At 68.0% G+C, this 17,978-nt stretch carries 15 protein-coding genes; 4 read left to right on the top strand and 11 right to left on the bottom strand.

What is annotated here, in order from left to right; all coding sequences use genetic code 11:
* The first annotated feature begins 546 nt into the window (after positions 1-546).
* Positions 547-2,295, top strand: coding sequence for a pyruvate dehydrogenase (locus QFZ65_RS18070; RefSeq protein ID WP_306912120.1), 1,749 nt, complete (start codon positions 547-549; stop codon positions 2,293-2,295).
* 35 nt (positions 2,296-2,330) lie between these two features.
* On the opposite strand, the gene QFZ65_RS18065 is transcribed toward QFZ65_RS18070, so the two are convergent.
* Positions 2,331-3,194 carry a hydroxymethylpyrimidine/phosphomethylpyrimidine kinase gene (locus QFZ65_RS18065; protein WP_306912118.1) on the bottom strand — a complete coding sequence of 288 codons (864 nt, stop codon included), beginning with the start codon at positions 3,192-3,194 and terminating at the stop codon, positions 2,331-2,333.
* A 142-nt stretch (positions 3,195-3,336) separates the two neighbouring features.
* On the opposite strand from QFZ65_RS18065, the gene QFZ65_RS18060 reads away from it, so the two are divergent.
* Positions 3,337-4,752: an MFS transporter gene (locus tag QFZ65_RS18060; protein WP_306912116.1), complete on the top strand. Its 1,416-nt coding sequence runs from the start codon at positions 3,337-3,339 to the stop codon at positions 4,750-4,752.
* A 173-nt stretch (positions 4,753-4,925) separates the two neighbouring features.
* On the opposite strand, the gene QFZ65_RS18055 is transcribed toward QFZ65_RS18060, so the two are convergent.
* From QFZ65_RS18055 to QFZ65_RS18030, 6 genes are all read right to left on the bottom strand, one after another.
* The gene (locus tag QFZ65_RS18055; RefSeq protein WP_306912115.1) at positions 4,926-5,675 is read right to left on the bottom strand and encodes a dienelactone hydrolase family protein; all 750 of its coding nucleotides are present in this window, start codon (positions 5,673-5,675) and stop codon (positions 4,926-4,928) included.
* Positions 5,676-5,764: 89 nt separating this feature from the next.
* Positions 5,765-7,054 (bottom strand): tRNA guanosine(34) transglycosylase Tgt, encoded by a 1,290-nt coding sequence (gene tgt / locus QFZ65_RS18050; protein WP_306912632.1) that lies wholly within the window; start codon positions 7,052-7,054, stop codon positions 5,765-5,767.
* Positions 7,055-7,096: 42 nt separating this feature from the next.
* The gene (locus tag QFZ65_RS18045; RefSeq protein WP_306912114.1) at positions 7,097-7,822 is read right to left on the bottom strand and encodes an SRPBCC domain-containing protein; all 726 of its coding nucleotides are present in this window, start codon (positions 7,820-7,822) and stop codon (positions 7,097-7,099) included.
* 49 nt (positions 7,823-7,871) lie between these two features.
* On the bottom strand, positions 7,872-8,945 hold the full coding sequence (locus tag QFZ65_RS18040; protein WP_306912113.1) for a DUF6707 family protein: 1,074 nt from the start codon (positions 8,943-8,945) through the stop codon (positions 7,872-7,874).
* Positions 8,946-9,074: 129 nt separating this feature from the next.
* Complete coding sequence (locus QFZ65_RS18035; RefSeq protein WP_306912112.1) at positions 9,075-9,614, bottom strand: NUDIX hydrolase family protein; 540 nt, start codon at positions 9,612-9,614, stop codon at positions 9,075-9,077.
* A gap of 42 nt (positions 9,615-9,656) precedes the next feature.
* Positions 9,657-10,472, bottom strand: coding sequence for a VOC family protein (locus QFZ65_RS18030; protein WP_306912111.1), 816 nt, complete (start codon positions 10,470-10,472; stop codon positions 9,657-9,659).
* 93 nt (positions 10,473-10,565) lie between these two features.
* On the opposite strand from QFZ65_RS18030, the gene QFZ65_RS18025 reads away from it, so the two are divergent.
* Entirely contained in the window at positions 10,566-11,165 is a 600-nt protein-coding gene (locus QFZ65_RS18025; protein ID WP_306912110.1) for a YdeI family protein, read from the top strand.
* A 73-nt stretch (positions 11,166-11,238) separates the two neighbouring features.
* Positions 11,239-12,081 (top strand): phosphatase PAP2 family protein, encoded by an 843-nt coding sequence (locus tag QFZ65_RS18020; RefSeq protein ID WP_306912109.1) that lies wholly within the window; start codon positions 11,239-11,241, stop codon positions 12,079-12,081.
* A gap of 25 nt (positions 12,082-12,106) precedes the next feature.
* Here QFZ65_RS18020 and QFZ65_RS18015 read toward each other — a convergent pair whose 3' ends face one another.
* From QFZ65_RS18015 to QFZ65_RS18000, 4 genes are read right to left on the bottom strand one after another with little or no spacing between them, the layout of a single operon-like run.
* A complete protein-coding gene (locus QFZ65_RS18015) occupies positions 12,107-13,999 on the bottom strand; it encodes a glycogen debranching N-terminal domain-containing protein (protein WP_306912108.1) in 1,893 nt (630 codons plus the stop codon).
* Positions 14,000-14,057: 58 nt separating this feature from the next.
* On the bottom strand, positions 14,058-15,197 hold the full coding sequence (locus QFZ65_RS18010) for an ABC transporter ATP-binding protein (RefSeq protein ID WP_306912631.1): 1,140 nt from the start codon (positions 15,195-15,197) through the stop codon (positions 14,058-14,060).
* A 50-nt stretch (positions 15,198-15,247) separates the two neighbouring features.
* A complete protein-coding gene (locus tag QFZ65_RS18005) occupies positions 15,248-16,840 on the bottom strand; it encodes an iron ABC transporter permease (protein ID WP_306912107.1) in 1,593 nt (530 codons plus the stop codon).
* Positions 16,841-16,845: 5 nt separating this feature from the next.
* On the bottom strand, positions 16,846-17,907 hold the full coding sequence (locus QFZ65_RS18000) for an iron ABC transporter substrate-binding protein (RefSeq protein ID WP_306912106.1): 1,062 nt from the start codon (positions 17,905-17,907) through the stop codon (positions 16,846-16,848).
* Between the last annotated feature and the right edge of the window lie 71 nt (positions 17,908-17,978).

The following is a 17,978-nucleotide window of genomic DNA, read 5'->3' as shown; positions in this document are numbered from 1 at the left end:
AAGGACCGCAACATCGGCATCGCGTTCAATGAGCAACACCACGAGCTCGGCCGTATCTTCTGGCTCTATCGCTCTGACAGTCGAGTCACCATAGACTTCGGCGTGAGTGTAAAAGAAGATGGTCAGCAGCTTCAGGACGAGTGACACGTCCCGGACGACGGGGTGCTCCGAGTGCCAACGCACGAATGCGGGGACCAGCGAATCCAGTTCCTGGGCGCTTAGATGCGACGCGAGGGAGTCCTTTGCGCTACGGGCGGCGTTCCCGGAAGGGTGCCCACTGCTGAAGGTACGTGTTGCTGCCGGGCGGCGGGATTTATTAGCCAAAGTCCATCCTTGCTTTAGCAGCGGCAAAAGGCGGAATGCCTACAACAACGCTATGAGTGGTGAACACAGGGCCTCAACGGTGGCCTAGCCGTATGTGGAAAACGGCCCCGCCGGACCACCTGCAGAACGCCGCCGCCGGTTAATCTGGAACCCGCGCCCAGGCGGGCGGACTATATTGGCCAGTGTCAGCTCATCGATCCACCCTCGCGGGAGCGTGCACCCATGGCCAAGGAACTAGCCACCCAGCTCGTCGAACAACTCCAGGCTGCGGGCGTGCAGCGGATCTACGGGATTGTGGGCGACAGCCTCAACCCGATCGTCGACGCCGTCCGGAAGACCGGGGGCGCCACGAAGGGCGGGATTGACTGGATCCACGTCCGGCACGAGGAGGCCGCGGCCTTCGCCGCCGCCGCGGAGGCCCAGCTGACCGGCCGGCTCGCAGTTTGCGCCGGCTCCTGCGGTCCGGGCAACTTGCACCTGATCAACGGCCTCTACGACGCCAACCGCTCCGGCGCCCCAGTCCTCGCCATCGCCTCGCACATCCCGAGCAAGCAGATCGGCAGCAGCTTCTTCCAGGAGACCCACCCGGACCGGCTCTTCAACGAGTGCTCGGTGTACTCCGAACTCATCAGCACCGCCGAGCAGGCCCCTCGGGTGATGCACAGCGCCATCCAGCATGCCGTCGCCCTCCGCGGCGTCGCCGTCGTGACCCTGCCCGGCGACATTGCCGGGCTGGAGGCGACCGCCGAAACCCCGGCGCCGGCGGCCTTCCGGCCGGCCGCGCTGGTGCCGGACCCCGCCAGCGTGCGGGAGCTGGCGGACGCCATCAACGGCGCCGGCAAGGTCGCTATCTTTGCCGGGGCCGGCGTCGACGGTGCGCACGATGAAGTGATTGCGCTGGCCGAGCTGGTCAAGGCGCCCATCGGGCACTCGCTGCGCGGCAAGGACTTCATGCAGTACGACAACCCCTTTGACATCGGCATGACCGGCCTGCTCGGCTACGGCGCCGCGGCCGAGGGGATCGAGGACGCGGACCTGTTGGTCCTGCTGGGCACGGACTTCCCCTATGATCAGTTCCTTCCAGACACCCGGACGGCGCAGGTGGACCGGGCGGCGCAGAACCTGGGCCGGCGGACCGACGTCGACGTCGCCGTGCACGGTGACGTGCTGCCGACCCTCACGGCCCTCATGCCGCTGCTGACGCCGAAGAAGAGCCGCCGCTTCCTCGACGCGATGCTCAAGAAGCACGACCGGCTGATGAACAAGGCCGTCGGTGCGTACACCCGCAAGGTCGAAAAAACCCAGCCGATCCATCCCGAGTACGCGGCCTCGCTGCTGGACCAGGTCGCCGCGGAGGATGCGGTCTTCACGGCGGATACGGGCATGTGCAACGTCTGGACGGCGCGGTACATCAACCCGCTGGGCACGCGCAGACTGATCGGATCATACTTGCACGGGTCCATGGCCAACGCTCTCCCGCATGCGATCGGGGCGCAGGTCGCCTACCCCGGCCGGCAGGTCGTTTCCGTCTCCGGCGACGGCGGCCTGTCCATGTTGCTGGGCGAGCTGATCACTGTTGCCGCGCACCGGCTGCCGATCAACGTGGTGGTCTTCAACAACTCCACGCTGGGCATGGTCAAACTCGAGATGCTGGTGGACGGGCTGCCGGACTTTGGCGTGGACGTCCCGGACGCCAACTACGCGGACGTTGCCCGGGCGCTGGGGTTCCACGCCGTCCGCGTCACCGATCCGGCCAAGATCGAGGCCGCGTACCGGGAGGCGTTCGCGCACCCCGGGCCGTCCCTGGTGGAGCTGATCACCGACCCCAAGGCACTCTCGATCCCGCCGAAGATCAAGGGCGCCCAGATTCTCGGCTTCGCCACGGCCATGTCCAAGGTGGTCCTCAACCGGGGCGCCGGCGAGGCAGTGAGCATGGCCCGCAGCAACCTGCGCAACATCCCGCGGCGCTAGGGCGGGACCGGCAGCTGCGGGCCGGAGAGTCGGGGCTAGCGGGGGCCGCCCTGCCAGAGGGCGTCGAACGGTGCGCCCGAGGCCACCCGGTTCCGGATCCCGGCGGTGACGAAGTCCTTCGCGGTGCGGGCGGCCTCCAGCGGCGTCGCACCCTTGGCAAGTTCGGCCGTCACTGCAGCGGCCAGCGAGCAGCCGGCGCCGGAAACTGCCACCTCACCCACCTTCGGAGCGGAGAGGACTTCCAGCGTCTCGCCGTCGTAGTAGACGTCGACGGCATCCGGGCCCGCCAGGCGCACCCCGCCCTTGGCCAGCACGGCAGCGCCGCTGAGCTCATGGATGCGGACGGCCGCGGCCTTAAGCGATTCGACGTCGGTAATTTCCAGCCCGGAGAGCGACTCGGACTCGAAATGGTTGGGCGTGACGAAGGTGGCCAGCGGCAGGATCTGCGTCTTCAGCGCCTGGTCGGTGTCCAGCGCGTGGCCCGGCTCCTGCCCCTTGCAGATCAGCACCGGGTCCAGCACGACGTTCCGGAAGGCGGACTCGGTCAGCGCCGACGCCACAGTGGAAATGGTTGCGGGGCTGCCCAGCATCCCGATCTTCACCGTGTCCAGTACGGACGGTGCGCCGGACGCGGCGCCGTACGCCGCCGTCGTTGCCTCCAGCTGGTCCGCGATGACCTGTTGGTCCACCGGAACAAAGCGGTGGTTCCAGTTGTCCTTCGGATCGAAGGAGACGATGCAGGTCAGGTTGACGATGCCGAAGACGCCCAGTTCATGGAAGGTCTTCAGGTCCGCCTGCGCACCGGCACCGCCGGTGGCCTCGGAGCCGGCGATGGTCAGGGCGACGGCGGGGTAGGCGTCCGCGTCGGAGGGCACGTTGTCCACGGCGTAAGAAGTCATGTGTCTATCCTGCCACCCTTCGAAAACCGTCCGCGCGGCGTCTGCGACCAATATGACCAAAACCCGAGTGTTCCGGATCACGAAGACTAAGGTGGCGGACGGCGTTGCTTACTTGCGGCGCCGGATCCAGGAAGGTTCATTGATGAGCACCCAGCTGTCCGAAGCGGCACAAACCAGAAGAGCCGTAGGCAATATCCTCAAGGGATCTGCCGGCAACCTTGTGGAGTGGTACGACCTCTACGTCTACACAGTTTTCGCGGCCTATTTCCAGTCGCACTTCTTCAACTCCAAGGACGATCTCCAGGCCGGGCTTGAGGCGATGGCCGTTTTCTCGACGTCGTTCCTGATGCGCCCGATCGGCGCCTGGTTCTTCGGCCGGTACGCCGACCGCAAGGGACGCAAAGCGGCGCTGACGCTGAGCGTGACGATGATGTCCGCCGGTTCGTTCGCCATTGCGGTGCTGCCCACCCAGCAGCAGATCGGCCTGTGGGCCATGATCCTGCTGGTGCTCATCCGCGTGATCCAGGGCTTCTCCGTCGGCGGCGAGTACGGCACGAGCGCCACGTACATGTCCGAGGCAGCGACCAGCAAGCGCCGCGGCTTCTTCTCCAGCTTCCAGTACGTCACGCTGATCGGCGGGCAGATGCTGGCCCTGCTGGTCCTGGTGGTCCTGCAGAACGTGATGCCAAAGTCGGACCTGGGTGAGTGGGGCTGGCGCATTCCGTTCGCGATCGGCGGCGTCGCGGCCCTCGTGGTCCTGTGGCTGCGCCGGTCCATGGAAGAAACCGTCTCGGCCGAACAGATCGAGGCAGCGAAGGCCCCCGCTGTCGCTGGCCAGGCCCAGCCGGGCACCATGAAACTGCTGTTCACCAGCTACTGGAAGCCGCTGCTGATCTGCATCGGCATCACGCTCGGCGGCACGGTGGCGTTCTACACGTACACGAACTTCATCCTGAAGTTCATGAATGACACCTCCGGCATCGCCAAGACCGACACCTCCGTGATCAACTTCTGGGCGCTGTTCATCTTCATGCTGCTCCAGCCGGTGTACGGCATCATCTCCGACAAGGTGGGCCGCAAGCCGCTGCTGCTCTGGTTCGGCATAACTGGTGTGCTCTTTACCTGGCCGCTGCTCTCCGCCCTGGCCGGCACAAAGAATACGTTCACGGCGTTCCTGCTGATGATGGGCGGGCTGCTGATCGTCGGCGGCTACACCTCGATCAACGCCCTGGTGAAGGCCGAGTTGTTCCCCGCCTCCATCCGCGCCCTCGGCGTCGGCCTTGGCTACGCCATCGCGAACTCGCTCTTCGGCGGCACGGTGCCGCTGATCGGTGCGGCCCTGCAGAAGGAAGGCCGGGAGGATCTGTTCTTCACCTACGTCACGGTGGCCATCGCCATCTCGCTGCTGGTCTACATCTTCGCGCTGAAGAACAAGAAGTCCACGCACCTGGACCACGAACAGGGCCACGCCTGGCACCCGGTATCCGCCGACGCCGGTGCCCCCGGTAGGGGCCGCGGCGAGGACGAGAAGGACCTTCTGGACACCTCGCGCCGCTAGGTTCCTGCACGCCGGGCCGCCATGGCGCCGGGCGGCACGACGGCGGGCTGCCGGTTAAGGGACTTCGGTCCCGGAAACCGGCGGCCCGCCGCTGTCGTTAGCGCCGTGCCGGTTATCCGCGAGAAGGCCGGTGGCAGCCCGCTTCCGGGCCCATTTCGCGGGTTCCGGCCGGGTCAGGCCTTGAGCGTCGTGTCGAGCAGTTCGCGGAGCTCGCGGAAGTGCCGTTCGGTGGCCTCCGGGTGGAACGCCGACGTGTCCGCCATGGAGTAGCCGTGTGGGGCGCCGTCGTAAATCTCGTTGGAAGCCTTCAGTCCGGCCGCGTCCAGGGCCTGGCCCAGCCGTGCAACCGCGGCCTGATCCATGCTCCGATCGTGATCAGCATGGCCAAAGACGAACCGGGCGCGGGCGTGCTCCAGCCCCAGGTGGGGACTGTCGGCGTCGTCGGTGGCCAGGCCGCCGCCGTGGAAGCCGCCGCAGGCCGCGACGGCCTCCGGGTGGGCGTTGGCGGTGCGGACGGCGAGCCGAGCGCCCATGCAGTACCCGGTGACGCCGATAGGGCCGAGTGTGACGCCGTCGAGCCTGCGCAGCGCGTCGAGCCATGCATCGATGTCCGGCAGCGCCTTGTCCGGCGTCAGGCGCCCGACCCGCGGGAAGGCGGCGGCGCCGGCGGCCTCGCGGCCCTCCTGCGAGGTCATGTCCCCGGCCGGTGCCAGTTCCGCTGGCGTTCCCTCCCGGTAGAAGACGTTGGGGGCCAGGACCACGTACCCCCAGTCCGCGATGCGCTGCGCCATCTCCTGGATGCGCGGGCGGAGGCCAAAGGCGTCCATGTAGAAGATGACGCCCGGGAAAGGGCCCTCACCGGTCGTGGGGCGGGCTATCAGGGCCTCGGCTGTGCCGGCTGCGGCAGGAATCTCGATGAACATCCGGTCAGGATAGCCGACGCACCTAAGAGCGGGGTCCAGGGTCGGCGTGCGGAGGAGCTGCGGCCTGCCCCCGGCCCGGCGCGGCGGGCCTAGGAGTAGTACTGGCCCAGCGTCTCGGCCTTGAACTCGAAGAAGCTGCCGGCCTCGATGGCCAGGCGGGCGTCGTCGACCAGCTTCACGACGAAGCGCTCGTTGTGGATCGAGATCAGCGTGGCCGAAACCATCTCCTTGGCCTTGAACAGGTGGTGGATGTAGGCCCGGGAGTAGTTCTGGCAGGCGTAGCAGTCGCAGCCTTCCTGCAGCGGGCCGAAGTCGCGCTTGTATTTGGCACCGGAAAGGTTATAGCGGCCGGTCGGGTGATAGAAAGCCGAGTTCCGGGCCACCCTGGTGGGGGAGACGCAGTCGAAGGTGTCCGCGCCGTTCTCTATGGCCGTGAAGATGTCGTCCGGTTCGGAAATTCCCAGCAGGTGCCGCGGCTTGTTCTCCGGCAGCTCCTCGTTGCACCAGCGCACGATCGTCCCCAGGTTCTCCTTTTCCAGCGCGCCGCCGATGCCGAAGCCGTCGAAGTTCATGGCTCCGAGGTCCCGGCAGGCCTTGCGGCGCAGGTCCTCGTACTGGGCGCCCTGGATGACTCCGAACAATGCCTGGTACGGCTTGCCGGCGCGCTCGGAGGTGAGCCGGAAGTGTTCGGTGAGGCAGCGCTCGGCCCAGCGGCGGGTGCGTTCCAGGGATTCCTCCTGGTAGCCGCGGGAGTTCTGCAGCGTGGTCAGCTCGTCAAAAGCGAACATGATGTCCGCGCCGATCTGGTGCTGGACGTTCATGGAGATCTCGGGGCTGAAGCGGTGCCGGTCCCCGTTGAGGTGGCTCTTGAACCAGACGCCCTCCTCGTCGACGTGCGCGAGGCGTTCCTTGCCAGGGGCGACGGCGTCATCAGGTCCGGAGTGGTCCACCGATTTCATGTCGATGACTTTCTTGAAGCCCGAGCCCAGGCTCATCACCTGGAAGCCGCCGGAATCCGTGAAGGTCGGGCCGCGCCAGTTCATGAACGCGCCGAGCCCGCCCGCCTCGTCCAGGATGTCCGGGCCCGGCTGCAGGTAGAGGTGGTATGCGTTGGCCAGCACTGCCTGCGCCCCCAGTTCCGCGATGGACTCCGGCAGGACGGACTTCACCGTGGCCTTGGTGCCGACGGCGATGAACGCGGGCGTCTGGATCTCGCCGTGGGGTGTGGTGATGGTGCCCGTGCGGCCCAGGAAGGGCCCGCCGTTCTCCGCGAGCTGGGTGTCCGACGGCGGGCAGCTTTCGCTCAGGCGTTTGCCCACGCGGAAGGAAAACTCGGATTGCCGGGCAGGCTGCAGCGGAGGCGCGTCTGTTTCAGGAATAGCTGGCACCGTTCAAGTGTGCCAGCTAACAGAGCGCAACCCTTAGTGCAGCGGGTCGGATGTGGGGTAGTTCTCAGCGCGCCATTTGTCCCAGTACTTCCGGACGTCCTCCAGCCGTTGGGCTCCCAGATCGTAGGTCGAGACGATCACGAGGGAGCCGCCGTCGGGCCGGATGTCCGGGATGGAGGGCTGGTCCGCCACGATCACGAGCCCTTCGCCGTGCTCGGCGTAGCCGTGAACCGTCAGGCCCACCTGGTGGTTGCTGCGGAACCACACCTTGCCGGTGATCTCCTCGCCGGTGGCCAAGGTCAGCGAATACGGTTCGCCAGGGGAGGGGACATCGCTGACGCCCAGCTTTTCGATGGCTGAGCCCTCGGTGCCCGGAACGGAGAAGAAGATGGTGCGGCGCCGTCCGTGGGGATGCCGTTCCAGGGCGAAGCGGAGCTGCTGAAGGAAAGTCAGCCAGCCCTGGGTGATGTCCTCATCCCAGGCGGCCCACTCGGAGTTGTGGTCCATGGCGGCGCGGGTGACGCTGACCTCGGTGCCGGTCGGGACCGGTTTCAGGGTGAACACGTCCCCGCCGTCGACCACGAGGGACGTGTGGTCCGCGCCTTCCACCACGTTGGGGCTGAAATAGATCTCATTGATCTCGGCGGCCTGATCGTCAGCCTGCCAGCCGTGCCACTCTGCCACCTTGGACGGTTCGCGCAGCATTGTCCAGACTTGCTGCGCGTCGGAGTTGATCACAACGCTCAGATTGTTCGTCATGGGGCGAATCTACAACGACAGGACCCAACCGGGTAGGGCCGCACGGGTGTCAGGCGCGGACCGACTCGAGCTCGTTGCTGATGCGGCGCTCCAGCTCCTGCGTGCCGATTGTTTCCGAGCCCCCATGCGCGCGCAGGAACAGCAGAGCCTCCAGCCGCAGGAGGCGCCATTCCCGTTCCGCGTCCGGGTTCGCGTTGTCGATGGAGCGGAAGATTTCCTTGTCATACAGGTTGGGTTCATTCAGCGATCGCTGCCGCACCTTCGCGTTGATCCGCGCCTTGAACGGATCCGTTTCCATGCTGTCCGGCGCGCGGAGGAACTTGTCATAGACAGTGGCGCGTTCCTCCTGCCCGAGCCTGCGGCAGATGTAGCTGGAGAGAGCCAGGGACGCCACCACCGACGCCCACCGTCCGGGGTTTCCGTCGAAAGGCAGGACGTTGAGCAAGTCGGCGACGGCGAGGGCGTTCTGGTCGTCCTTGCGGAGAATGTACAGCTCGTGCGCCAGGTCGCTGAGGTCCTTCAGGCAGCTGCCCGACTTGGTGTTGATGCCCTTGGCCAACCGCTCGGCGAGCAGCTGCACGCCCACCGCGTCCGGGTGTGCCAGCGCCGCGGCCTCCACCACGGACTCCGGCGTCCCCTCGAAGGACGGGATCAATGCGAGGTCCTCCTCGCTCGGGCCGCTCACCGCCGGCGGTACGGCCGGCAGGGGAGGGACGACGAGGGCGGGAGGCAGCGCAGTGCCGGGCGCCACAGAGGCAGGAGCCTGAGCCGTGGGAGCGTCCGCGGCGCGCGTCTCACTACCGGGGCCGGGAGCGACGGCGCCGTCTTGGGGGCGGACCTCCGGGGTGGCGACCGGATCTGCGCCGTCTCGGCGGGCAGCCTCCTCGGCCGCGTCCTCGGAGCCGACGAGGACGGTGACGGCGGAACCGGCAGCGATCCGCAGCATCCCGCCGCCGGTCAGGGTGGCGAGGACAAGTGCAGCGTTGCCGAAATCGTCCGTTTCGACGTCCACGCTCTGGATCTCGGCGGAGCGTTGGCCGTCCGGAAGGAGCAGGTGGTGGCCGCTCTGCAGAGAGCCAGCCTGCTGTTCGCTGTAGTTCCGGGAAGCTGGCGGGTGGGTCATCTGGGTCCTTAAATTCTCTTGCGGTCCGCCCAACAGTCTACAAAGGCAAGGGGGCTAAGTCGGGGACGCTGGGGTTGTCCCGAGCGTCATCGGGCGCGTCCGGGGCAGGCCGCAGCCGCCCGGCAGACGTCAGTTTCCGACGCCTGCGAAGGCGAGGGCCTGCCGGATCAGCGCACCGCGGCCACCGCTGAATTCGAGCTGCACGTCCGAGCCCATGACCTCCTGCGGTGTCATCCAGGTGAGCTCCAGGGCGTCCTGCCGGGGCGAGCATTCGCCAGTGACCGGGATGATGTACGCCAGCGCGACGGCGTGCTGGCGGTCGTCGGTAAACCCGGTGTGCGACGGCGCCGGAAAGTATTCGGCGACCGTGAAGGGTACCGGGCTGATGGGAAGCTGCGGGAACGCCAGCGGCCCCAGGTCCTTCTCCATGTGGCGCAGGAGCGCGGCGCGGATGGTCTCGCGGTAGAGGACCCGGCCGGAGACCAAGGACCGAATCATGTTTCCGTCTTCGTCGGCCTGCAGCAGCGTGCCGACCTCGTTCACGAACCCGAGCGGATCCAGCCGGACTGGCACGGCCTCCACGTAGACCATGGGCAGCCGGCCGCGCGCCTCGAATAAATCGTCTTCAGAGAGCCAGCCGGGATTCGGGTCAGGAGTGCGAACGTTCATGGTTAAGTTCTACCGCATCCCTGACGTGCCGCGTGGCTGCACTCACCCGGCCGCGGGTTTGGCCGAAATCCAGAGCGCCGTCCCCCTGGCGGACCCATCCGGCAGACCGGCCCCGTCCGGATTGGCGGCGTCGGGATTGGCCACGTGCAGGGTCCGTCCGAAGGCCTCCTCCGTAACGCTGACCCGGTGGCCCGCCGCGGCCAGTCGGTCCCGCAGGGCGGAAAGGTTGCCGGTGTATTCAAAGCCCAGGCTGCAGTGTGGTGCACCGCTGGCGGGGCGCACCATCAGCACGCCGCCGTTCTTAGCCGTAAAGTCCGCCGTTTCGTCGGCGTCCGGCGACGGGCGGAGCCTCGCGCCCATGTTCCGCAGAGTTTGAGCGGCGGCGGCAGTGTCCGGCGTGAACCAGACAGCGGCCACCGCAAGGGCAGGATCGGCACCCGCGCCCTGAGCGCCGTCTCCTGCCTTGTCCGCGAAGAAGGCGAACCCGTCCCCGCCCGTGATCCGGCACGCCTCGCCGTGCGCAGCCCGGACCAGCTCGGCGGGGGACGTTCCGTCCTCCGCGCCGGCGGCGTTCGTGCGGCGCGTGAACTCCGCAAGATCACCGACCTCGACGCCGAACTCGGTCCTGCCGTCGCGCGGGCCCCCCGATACCGCGCCCCCGGATACAGCGCCTCCAGATTCCGCGCCCCCGGATTCCCCGGCATCGCGATCCACCTTGTGCAGCGCCACGCGGCCTGAGCCGGCGTCGAATTCCTGCCAGTCGCCGTCGTCGACGGTCTTGACCATGCCCAGCGCCGTGAGAAGCCGCCCCCACTCGTCCGGCCGGGAGGTGAAATGGATGGGTCGGACACGCAACATGGGTAGCTCCCTAGGGATCGGAGAAGTTCCGGCTCTCAGGGATAATCGTGCCACCAAAGGGTGATTTTGGTCAGGGCCGGGAGACGATGAAGCATGCCTGTTGAACTTGAGGAACTGCTGGTCCGGGACGCAGCCGAATGGCGCGCCTGGCTCGAGGAGCACCACGCAGACAGTCCGGGCGTGTGGCTTGTGCTGCACAAGAAAGGCGGTTCGGTGACCGGCCTGGACTACGAGGCGGCGCTGCAGGAAGCGCTGTGTTTCGGCTGGATCGACGGCCAGGGCAGGCGCCGGGACGACGAAAGTTCGTTCCAGCGCATGACCCGGAGGGGGCCGAAGAGCGTTTGGTCCGCGAGGAACGTGGACCGGATCGGACTGCTTGAAGCCGCAGGGCGAATGGCACCTGCGGGCGCCGCCGCCGTCGCCGCTGCGAAGGCCGACGGGAGGTGGGAGGCCGCGTACTCCGGGGCCGCGACCGCCGAGGTGCCCGAGGATCTGGCTGCGGCCATCGCGGCCGAGCCGCGGGCGCAGGCAATGTTCGACGTGCTGACTTCGGTGAACCGGTATGCGCTGATCTACCGCACCAATGCGGTCAAGCAGGCATCGACGAGACAGCGGAAGATCGCCGGGTTCGTTGCCATGCTCGCGCGTCACGAGACACCGTACCCGCAGGTCAAACGCCCGTCGGGCCCCTGACCGGAAGCGCGTACCAAGGAAACTCCCAGCGGACGTCCGGACCTACGGCAGGTGGGCATGCCAGACTCGAACCATGCCCTCTGCCCAGCGCCTGCCGCTCACCCCTGCCGGCCCGGTCACTCCTGACAGCCCGGTAGCCCTCGACAGCCCGGTGACCCCCGACGGTCCGGTAACCCTTGCCGGCCGGCTGACCCCTCACGGGCCGGTGACTCCTGACGGCCCGGCCGCAGACACTTCCCGCGGAGCTTCCGCCCCGATCGCGTCACAGCGCCGGCTTTTCTTCCTGGCCGCCGGATTGCTGGTGGCCGGGGACGCGGTGTTCTGGGCGATGCTGGCGGCGGTCCAGTCCGACACCGGTATGGCGGCCTGGGACGGGCCGGTCCATTACGGCCTCGTGGCGACGCGGAATGCGATGGCGACGGCGATCCTGGCAGGAGTGTCGGCCGTGACCTCGCCGGTTTGCATGGCGGTGGCCGGCCTGGTGCTCGCCGCCGGCTGGGCCATCTGGAAACGGGAGCTGTGGCGGCCGGCCTTGCTGCTGGGCGCGATGGCGGCGACCTTTGTCCTGTCCACGCTCATCAAGCATGCGGTGGACCGCGGCAGGCCGCCTGCCGCGGATTTCCTCCTCGGCCCGGACGACGCGCTGTCCTTTCCGTCCGGCCACACGTTCGGCACCGGCGTCTTCCTGCTCGTGCTCGCCTACCTGGTTGCCGGCTCCGGCCGGGCGGGCCGTCCGACGGCGGTGGTGGCCTATGCCGCGGCGGCCGCCGGAACAGCGCTGGTGGCCCTCAGCAGGCTCTACCTGGGCTATCACTGGCTGACGGACGTGACCGCCTCAGTGGGATTGGCGGTGGCCGTCACCGGGATCGTCATCCTGGCCGACGGGCTCCGCACGGCCCGGGGCGCCCGGCCCTAGCCGGAAGCACGGAATGCGGCCGGGATCAGAACCCCGCGCCCATGGCCTGGGCGATCACCACAGCCGAGGCTGAAGACCACGCCTGCGGATGGCAGGACGCCGGATACGGGACTGCGCGGGCGGATTCGTCGGAGGGCACGCCGGCAAAGAGTTCCGGCAGCCGGTGGTCGAATGCGGCGGCGGCGGTCAGCAGTCCTTCGGCCAGGCTCCGCGCCTCCGCGAGGAAGCCCTCGGCGAGCAGCCCGCGGATCGCGATGGCCGTATCGTGGCTCCAGACAGAGCCGCAGTGATAGCTGAACGGCCAGAATCCGGCGGCGCGGCGCGAGATCGTGTGGACCCCGAACCCGGAAAACAGCTCCGGGCTCAGCAGGCGGTCCGCCACCAGGCGTGACTCGGACGCGTCGAGGATGCCGGTGCCGAGCAGGTGCCCCATGTTCGAGCCCGGCACATCCAGAGGCTCACCGTGTCCGTCGAGGGCCATGGCCGGGAACAGGCCTCCCTCGTCCTCCAGCCAGAAGCGCTCGCGGAAAGCCTGCTTCAGGGCTTCGGCGAAGTCCCGCAGCGCCTGGCCGCCGGGCTCTCCGTAGGCATCAAACAGCTCGGCGGTTTCCACTGCGGCCTGGTACGCGTAGCCCTGGACCTCGGAGAGCGCGATCGGGCCGTCCGCCCGGCGGCCGTTGCGGAACTGCATGGCGTCCCCGGAGTCCTTCCAGCCCTGGTTGCTGAGCCCGTGCCCCGTGGTGTCCTGGTAGCTAAGGAAGCCGGCGTTGGCGGCAACGGCGTCGGCGGCGGAACCTGCGTTGCCGGCAGCCAACAGCCATTCCGCGGCGCGTGCGGCGTTCGGCAACAGTGCGCGGACGGTGCTGTCATCGGTCCCGGCGCGGCCCAGTTCCCCGAGCAGGCAGAGCCACAGCGGTGTGGAGTCCACGGCCCCGTAATAGACCGGCGGCAGGCGAAGTCCCTGGCTCTCCAGCACCAACTCCTTGGAACGCAGTTCGTGCAGGAATTTCCCGGGTTCCTCGGCGGCGGCCGGATCATGCTTGGCCCCCTGGTAGGCGGCCAGGGTGCGCAGGGTGCCGCCTGCCAGCGCGGTGTCGAGCGGCAACAGCAGGCGTGCCGCCCACAGCGATTCCCGGCCAAGGAGCGTGAAATACCAGGGCGCCCCGGCGGCCAGGAAGGGTGCGTCCGGAAGTTGCCGGGAAGCCAGTCGGAGTCCTGCAAGTTCGTCGAGGGAATTCTCGAGCAGCAGGCCAAGTGCGCCGGACGGCGCCGGGCGGGGCTCCCTGGCGGCGGGAGGGCGGGCAGCGACCACCGCGTCCTCGCTGTCCGCCACGACGGCCTGCCATTCCGCTTCGAAGGGCCTGCCGCGTCCCGCCGTTCCATGCCAGAGCAGCCGTTCTTCCGGGGCGATGTTGCCGGCCGCGGCCACCGTGAGGGTCCGGGCGCCGCTGCGCCAGCGCAGGGCCGAGTCGTCCGCGGCGAACGGTGCGACCGGCTCGCGGAACCGGCTGAGACGGATGGCGGCCATGTCGGTGAAGTCAGCGGCGAGCCGGATTTCGATCTCGACGTCGAGGGCATCGAACGAGGTGTTCACCTGCAGCGCGTGGCGCACTACGCCCGGGGTGACGGTCCACGTCTGGACGAGTTCGACGGCGGGATCTTCCGTGGGTCCGGGAATGCCCCGGACGAGTCCCCGGACGCGCAGCACTCCGCCGGCCTCCGCCTCGACCGAAGCCGGTTCGGGCGCCATGCCGTTGACGCGGACCTCGGCCTGGCACAGCATCCGCGTGGCCCCATGCAGCAGGCCGGTGAACCAGCCGCTCTCTTCGCCTCCGAGCCGGCCGTCGGCGTCGAGCCACAGCTGGGTGGGAGCGGCGACGGAGCAGTGCTGACGGTGGAGCGCTGGCTGGACAGTCATGCCCCAACCCTATGCCCGGGCGGGGCGGGCTCAACGGAAGGTGCGGGCGGGCGCGGCGCTACTGCTGCGGCGCGGGGTCGTCCATGGGAAAGGCCACGGCTTCGCCCACCACCCGCAGGCACAGCTCGGTGCCGGGACGGGCGATCGAGGCGTTCCAGTGGCGGATAGTGATGATTTCCCCGCCGCCCGGGTAGCGGTGATCCGCCACCGCACCCTCGGCGAGGACGGGCGGAACGGCGAGCTTGAGGCGCACCGTGGTTTCCGGCCCGAAGTAGTCGGTGTCCACCACGACGCCGCGGATGGGTCCGTCCTCGGCGATCCGGATCTGTTCAGGCCGCAGCATGAGCTGGACCCGTCCCTGCGCCGGGGGCCTGCGGACCGGGATGCCGCCAAGCGAGCAGGTCGCCAGCGAGCCCTCCATCCAGGCGTCCAGGATCACGGCGTCACCAAGGAACTCAGCGGTGGCGCGGTCCGCGGGGCGGGTGTAGACGACGAACGGGTTGCCGATCTGCGCCAGCCGGCCGCCGCGCATCACCGCAACCTGGTCCGCGAACGACAATGCCTCGGCTTGGTCGTGCGTCACCAGGATCGTGGTGACGCCGGCGTCCTGCAGGACCTTGCCGACCGCCCGGCGGGTGGCCACGCGGAGCCCGGCGTCCAGGGCGGAGAAGGGTTCGTCCAGCAGCATGAGTTCGGGCTCCCTGGCCAGGGCCCGGGCCAGGGCCACGCGCTGCTGCTGGCCTCCGGAGAGCTGGTGCGGCCGGCGTTTGGCCATTGCGGCGTCGAGGGACACCATCTCCAGCAGTTCCGCGACCCGGGCCTTGACGGCACGGTGCCCGCCTTCGAGCTTGGCGGCGTCAAGGCCGAACGAGATGTTCTGTCCGACGCTCAGGTGCGGGAAGAGGGCGCCGTCCTGCGCCACGTATCCTACGTGGCGCTTATGCGCGGGGACCCAGACGCCGTCGCCGGCTACTTTTCGTCCGTTGAGCGAAATGGTGCCGGTGCCCGGGTGCTCGAACCCGGCGATGAGCCGCAGCAGCGTTGTCTTGCCGGAACCGGAGGGACCGACGATCGCCGTGGTTCCGCCCTTCGCCACCGAAAGGTTGACACCCTGGAGGACGGCCTGGGTGCCGAAGCTCTTGGTCACCGAGTCGATCTCCAGGTGGCTGTTGGTGCTGGTGGCCACGGAGGCGGCGATCCGCGGCTCCGGCAGCCGGGAGGGCGCATCGCGCAAGGGCGAAGTTTCGGTCACTGTCCTGCAACTTTCTTGGACTGCTGGAAGAGGAGGTAGGTCATCGGAGCCGAGATCAGGATCATCAGCAAGGCGTAGGGGGCCGCACCTGCGTAGTCGATTTCGCTGCTTTTGCTCCAGAACTCGGTGGCCAGCGTGTGGGTGCCGTTGGGTGAGAGCAGCAGCGTTGCGGTCAGCTCATTGGCGATCGCAAGGAACACCAGGGCCGCGCCGCCGGCGGCCGCGGGCGCGGTGAGGCGCAGTGTCACGCGGAGGAAGGACACCAGCGGCGGCTTGCCCAGCGCCTGCGCCGCCTCATCGAGCTCCTTGGGTGCCTGGGCCAGTCCGGCCCGGATATTGACCAGGGCGCGGGGAAGGAAGAGCAGGACGTAGGCGGCGATCAGGACCCCGGCGCTCTGGTAGACGGCCGGCAGGAGGCGGATGCTGACGGTCACGAACGCCAGGCCCACCACGATCCCGGGCATCGAACTGGTCACATAGTTGGACAGTTCCAGCGCCTTGCTGAACCAGCTGGCGTGCCGGACGGCAAGGTAGGCCATGGGGAACGCGACAACCGTAGTGGCGAGGGCACCGGCAAGGCCGTAGGCGATCGTCTGCAGCAGTGCCGGCAGGAATTCGTCCGCGGCCCAGATGCCGGGCCCGCCCGCGAGGATCCACCGGAGCACGAAGGTCAGGGGCAGCCCGAAGGCCAGCGCGGTCAGGGCAAGGAGGGCCAGCTGGGCCGGGAGCTGGTAAACGTGCAGCGGCAGGCGCAATGCCCCGCCCTGAACGCCGGAACCGATCCTTGCGTACCGGGCGCTGCCCCGGCCGCGGACCTCCAGCACCAGCAGGATGAGGCAGAAGAACACCAGCACGCTGGCCAGCATGTTGCCGGCGGTGCCGTTGAAGGTGGATTGGTACTGCACCATGATCGCGGTGGTGAAGGTGTCGAAGCGGATCATGGCGAAGGCGCCATATTCGGCCAGCAGGTGCAGTGACACCAGCAGTGCGCCGCCGGTCATCGCGATCCGCAGCTGCGGCAGCACCACACGGAAGAAGGTCCGCCAGGCGCCAAGTCCCAGCGAGGCCGCGGACTGCTCGATCGCGGGGTCGAGCCGGCCGAGCGTCGCGGCGGCGGGGATGTAGACCAGCGGGAAGTAGGACAACGTGGCGATCAGAACGCCGGACCAGAGGCCGCCAAGGGAGGGCACCGCCGAAACCCAGGCGTAGCTGTTGACGAAGGCAGGAATCGCCAGCGGGGCCGCGAGCAGGACCGCCCACCACTTGTGTCCCTTGAGCTGCGTGCGTTCCACCAGCCATGCCCCGCCGACGCCGAGGATGAGGCACAGGGGCACGCTGAACAGCATCAGCAGCACGGTGTTCAGCAGCAGTTCGCCCACTCGCTCGCGGAAGATCAGCGCGACGGCGGTGTCCCAGCCTGTGGCGGCGGTCATCACGACGACGTACCCCAGCGGAAGGAGCGCGAACAACGCGATCAGCACCGCAAGGACGGATACAACAGAAACGCCAACAGGCGGGCGGGGACGTTTGCCCCTGCCCGCCGTCGTCGTGCCCCCGGGGTTACCGGGGACCGCCAGCTTGGTTGTCACAGTTGTTAGAGCAGCCCTGCCTTGGTCATCAGCTCGGTAACCTTTGCGGAGTTGAGCTTGGCCGGGTCCACGACCGGCGCCTGCAGCTCCGTCAGCGGGACGAGCTTGTCATTGGCCGGGACACTGGAGGCAACGGGGTACTCGAAGGAGGTGCCCGTCTGCAGGATCTCCTGGCCCTTCTTGCCCGTGATGAACTTGATGAACGCCTGCGCGGCCGCCGCGTTCTTGGAGGACTTCAGCACGCCGCCGCCGGACACGGAGACGAAGGCGCCGGGATCCTGGTTCTTGAAGTAGTACGGCGTGACGTTCTTGGAGTTCTCCCCGGTCTTGGCCTGGTCGCCGTAGTAGTAGTAGTGGTAGATCAGCGCAGCGTCCACCTCGCCGGCGTTGACGGCCTTCATTGCCGTGCTGTTGCCCTTGTAGGGCTTGTAGTTTTCCTTCATGCCGGTGAGCCATTCCGCGGCGGCGGCTTCGCCCTTGAGTTCCAGCAGCGCCGAGACGATCGCCTGGAAGTCGGCACCCGACGGCGATGCCGCCCACTTGCCCTGCCACTCCGGCTTGGCCAGATCCAGCATGGACTTGGGCAGCTGGTCCTCGGTCAGCTTGGCCTTGTCGTAGACCAGGACCGTGGAGCGTGCGGCGATGCCGGTCCACTTGTTGGTGGAGGGGCGGAAGTCGGCCGGCACCTGGTCGACGGTGGCCTTGTCCACGTCCGCAAACAGCCCGGCGTTTTCCACCTGGGCCATCGCCGGGGAGTTCTCGGTCAGGAACACGTCGGCGGGCGACGCCGCGCCTTCCTGGACGATCTGGTTGGACATTTCCGTGTCCGAGCCCTGCCGGAGGGTCACCTTGACGCCGGTTTCCGCGGTGAACGCGTCCACCCATTCCTTGGCCAGGGATTCATGCTGGGCGTTGTACACGGTGATCTCACCGGAAGCCTTGCCGTCGGCTGCAGCGGCGCTGCTGCTGCCTGTGGAGGAGGAGGTGCCGGAGCCACAGGCTGCCAGGCCGAGCGCGGCGGTGGCGGCGAGGGCAATGCCTGCCAGCGCGTTGTTGCGGATCTTCATGGGGCTACTTTCTGGAAGGAATTCGTCAGGGAGCCCGCGTTCCCGTGAGCGGGGAACTTAGGGCATGCTCA

Origin of the sequence: Arthrobacter sp. B3I9, from assembly GCF_030816935.1 — a bacterium.
Lineage (GTDB): Bacteria > Actinomycetota > Actinomycetes > Actinomycetales > Micrococcaceae > Arthrobacter.
The sequence above is the reverse complement of the archived record's forward strand: the minus strand, read 5'-3'. Positions and strand labels throughout refer to the sequence as shown.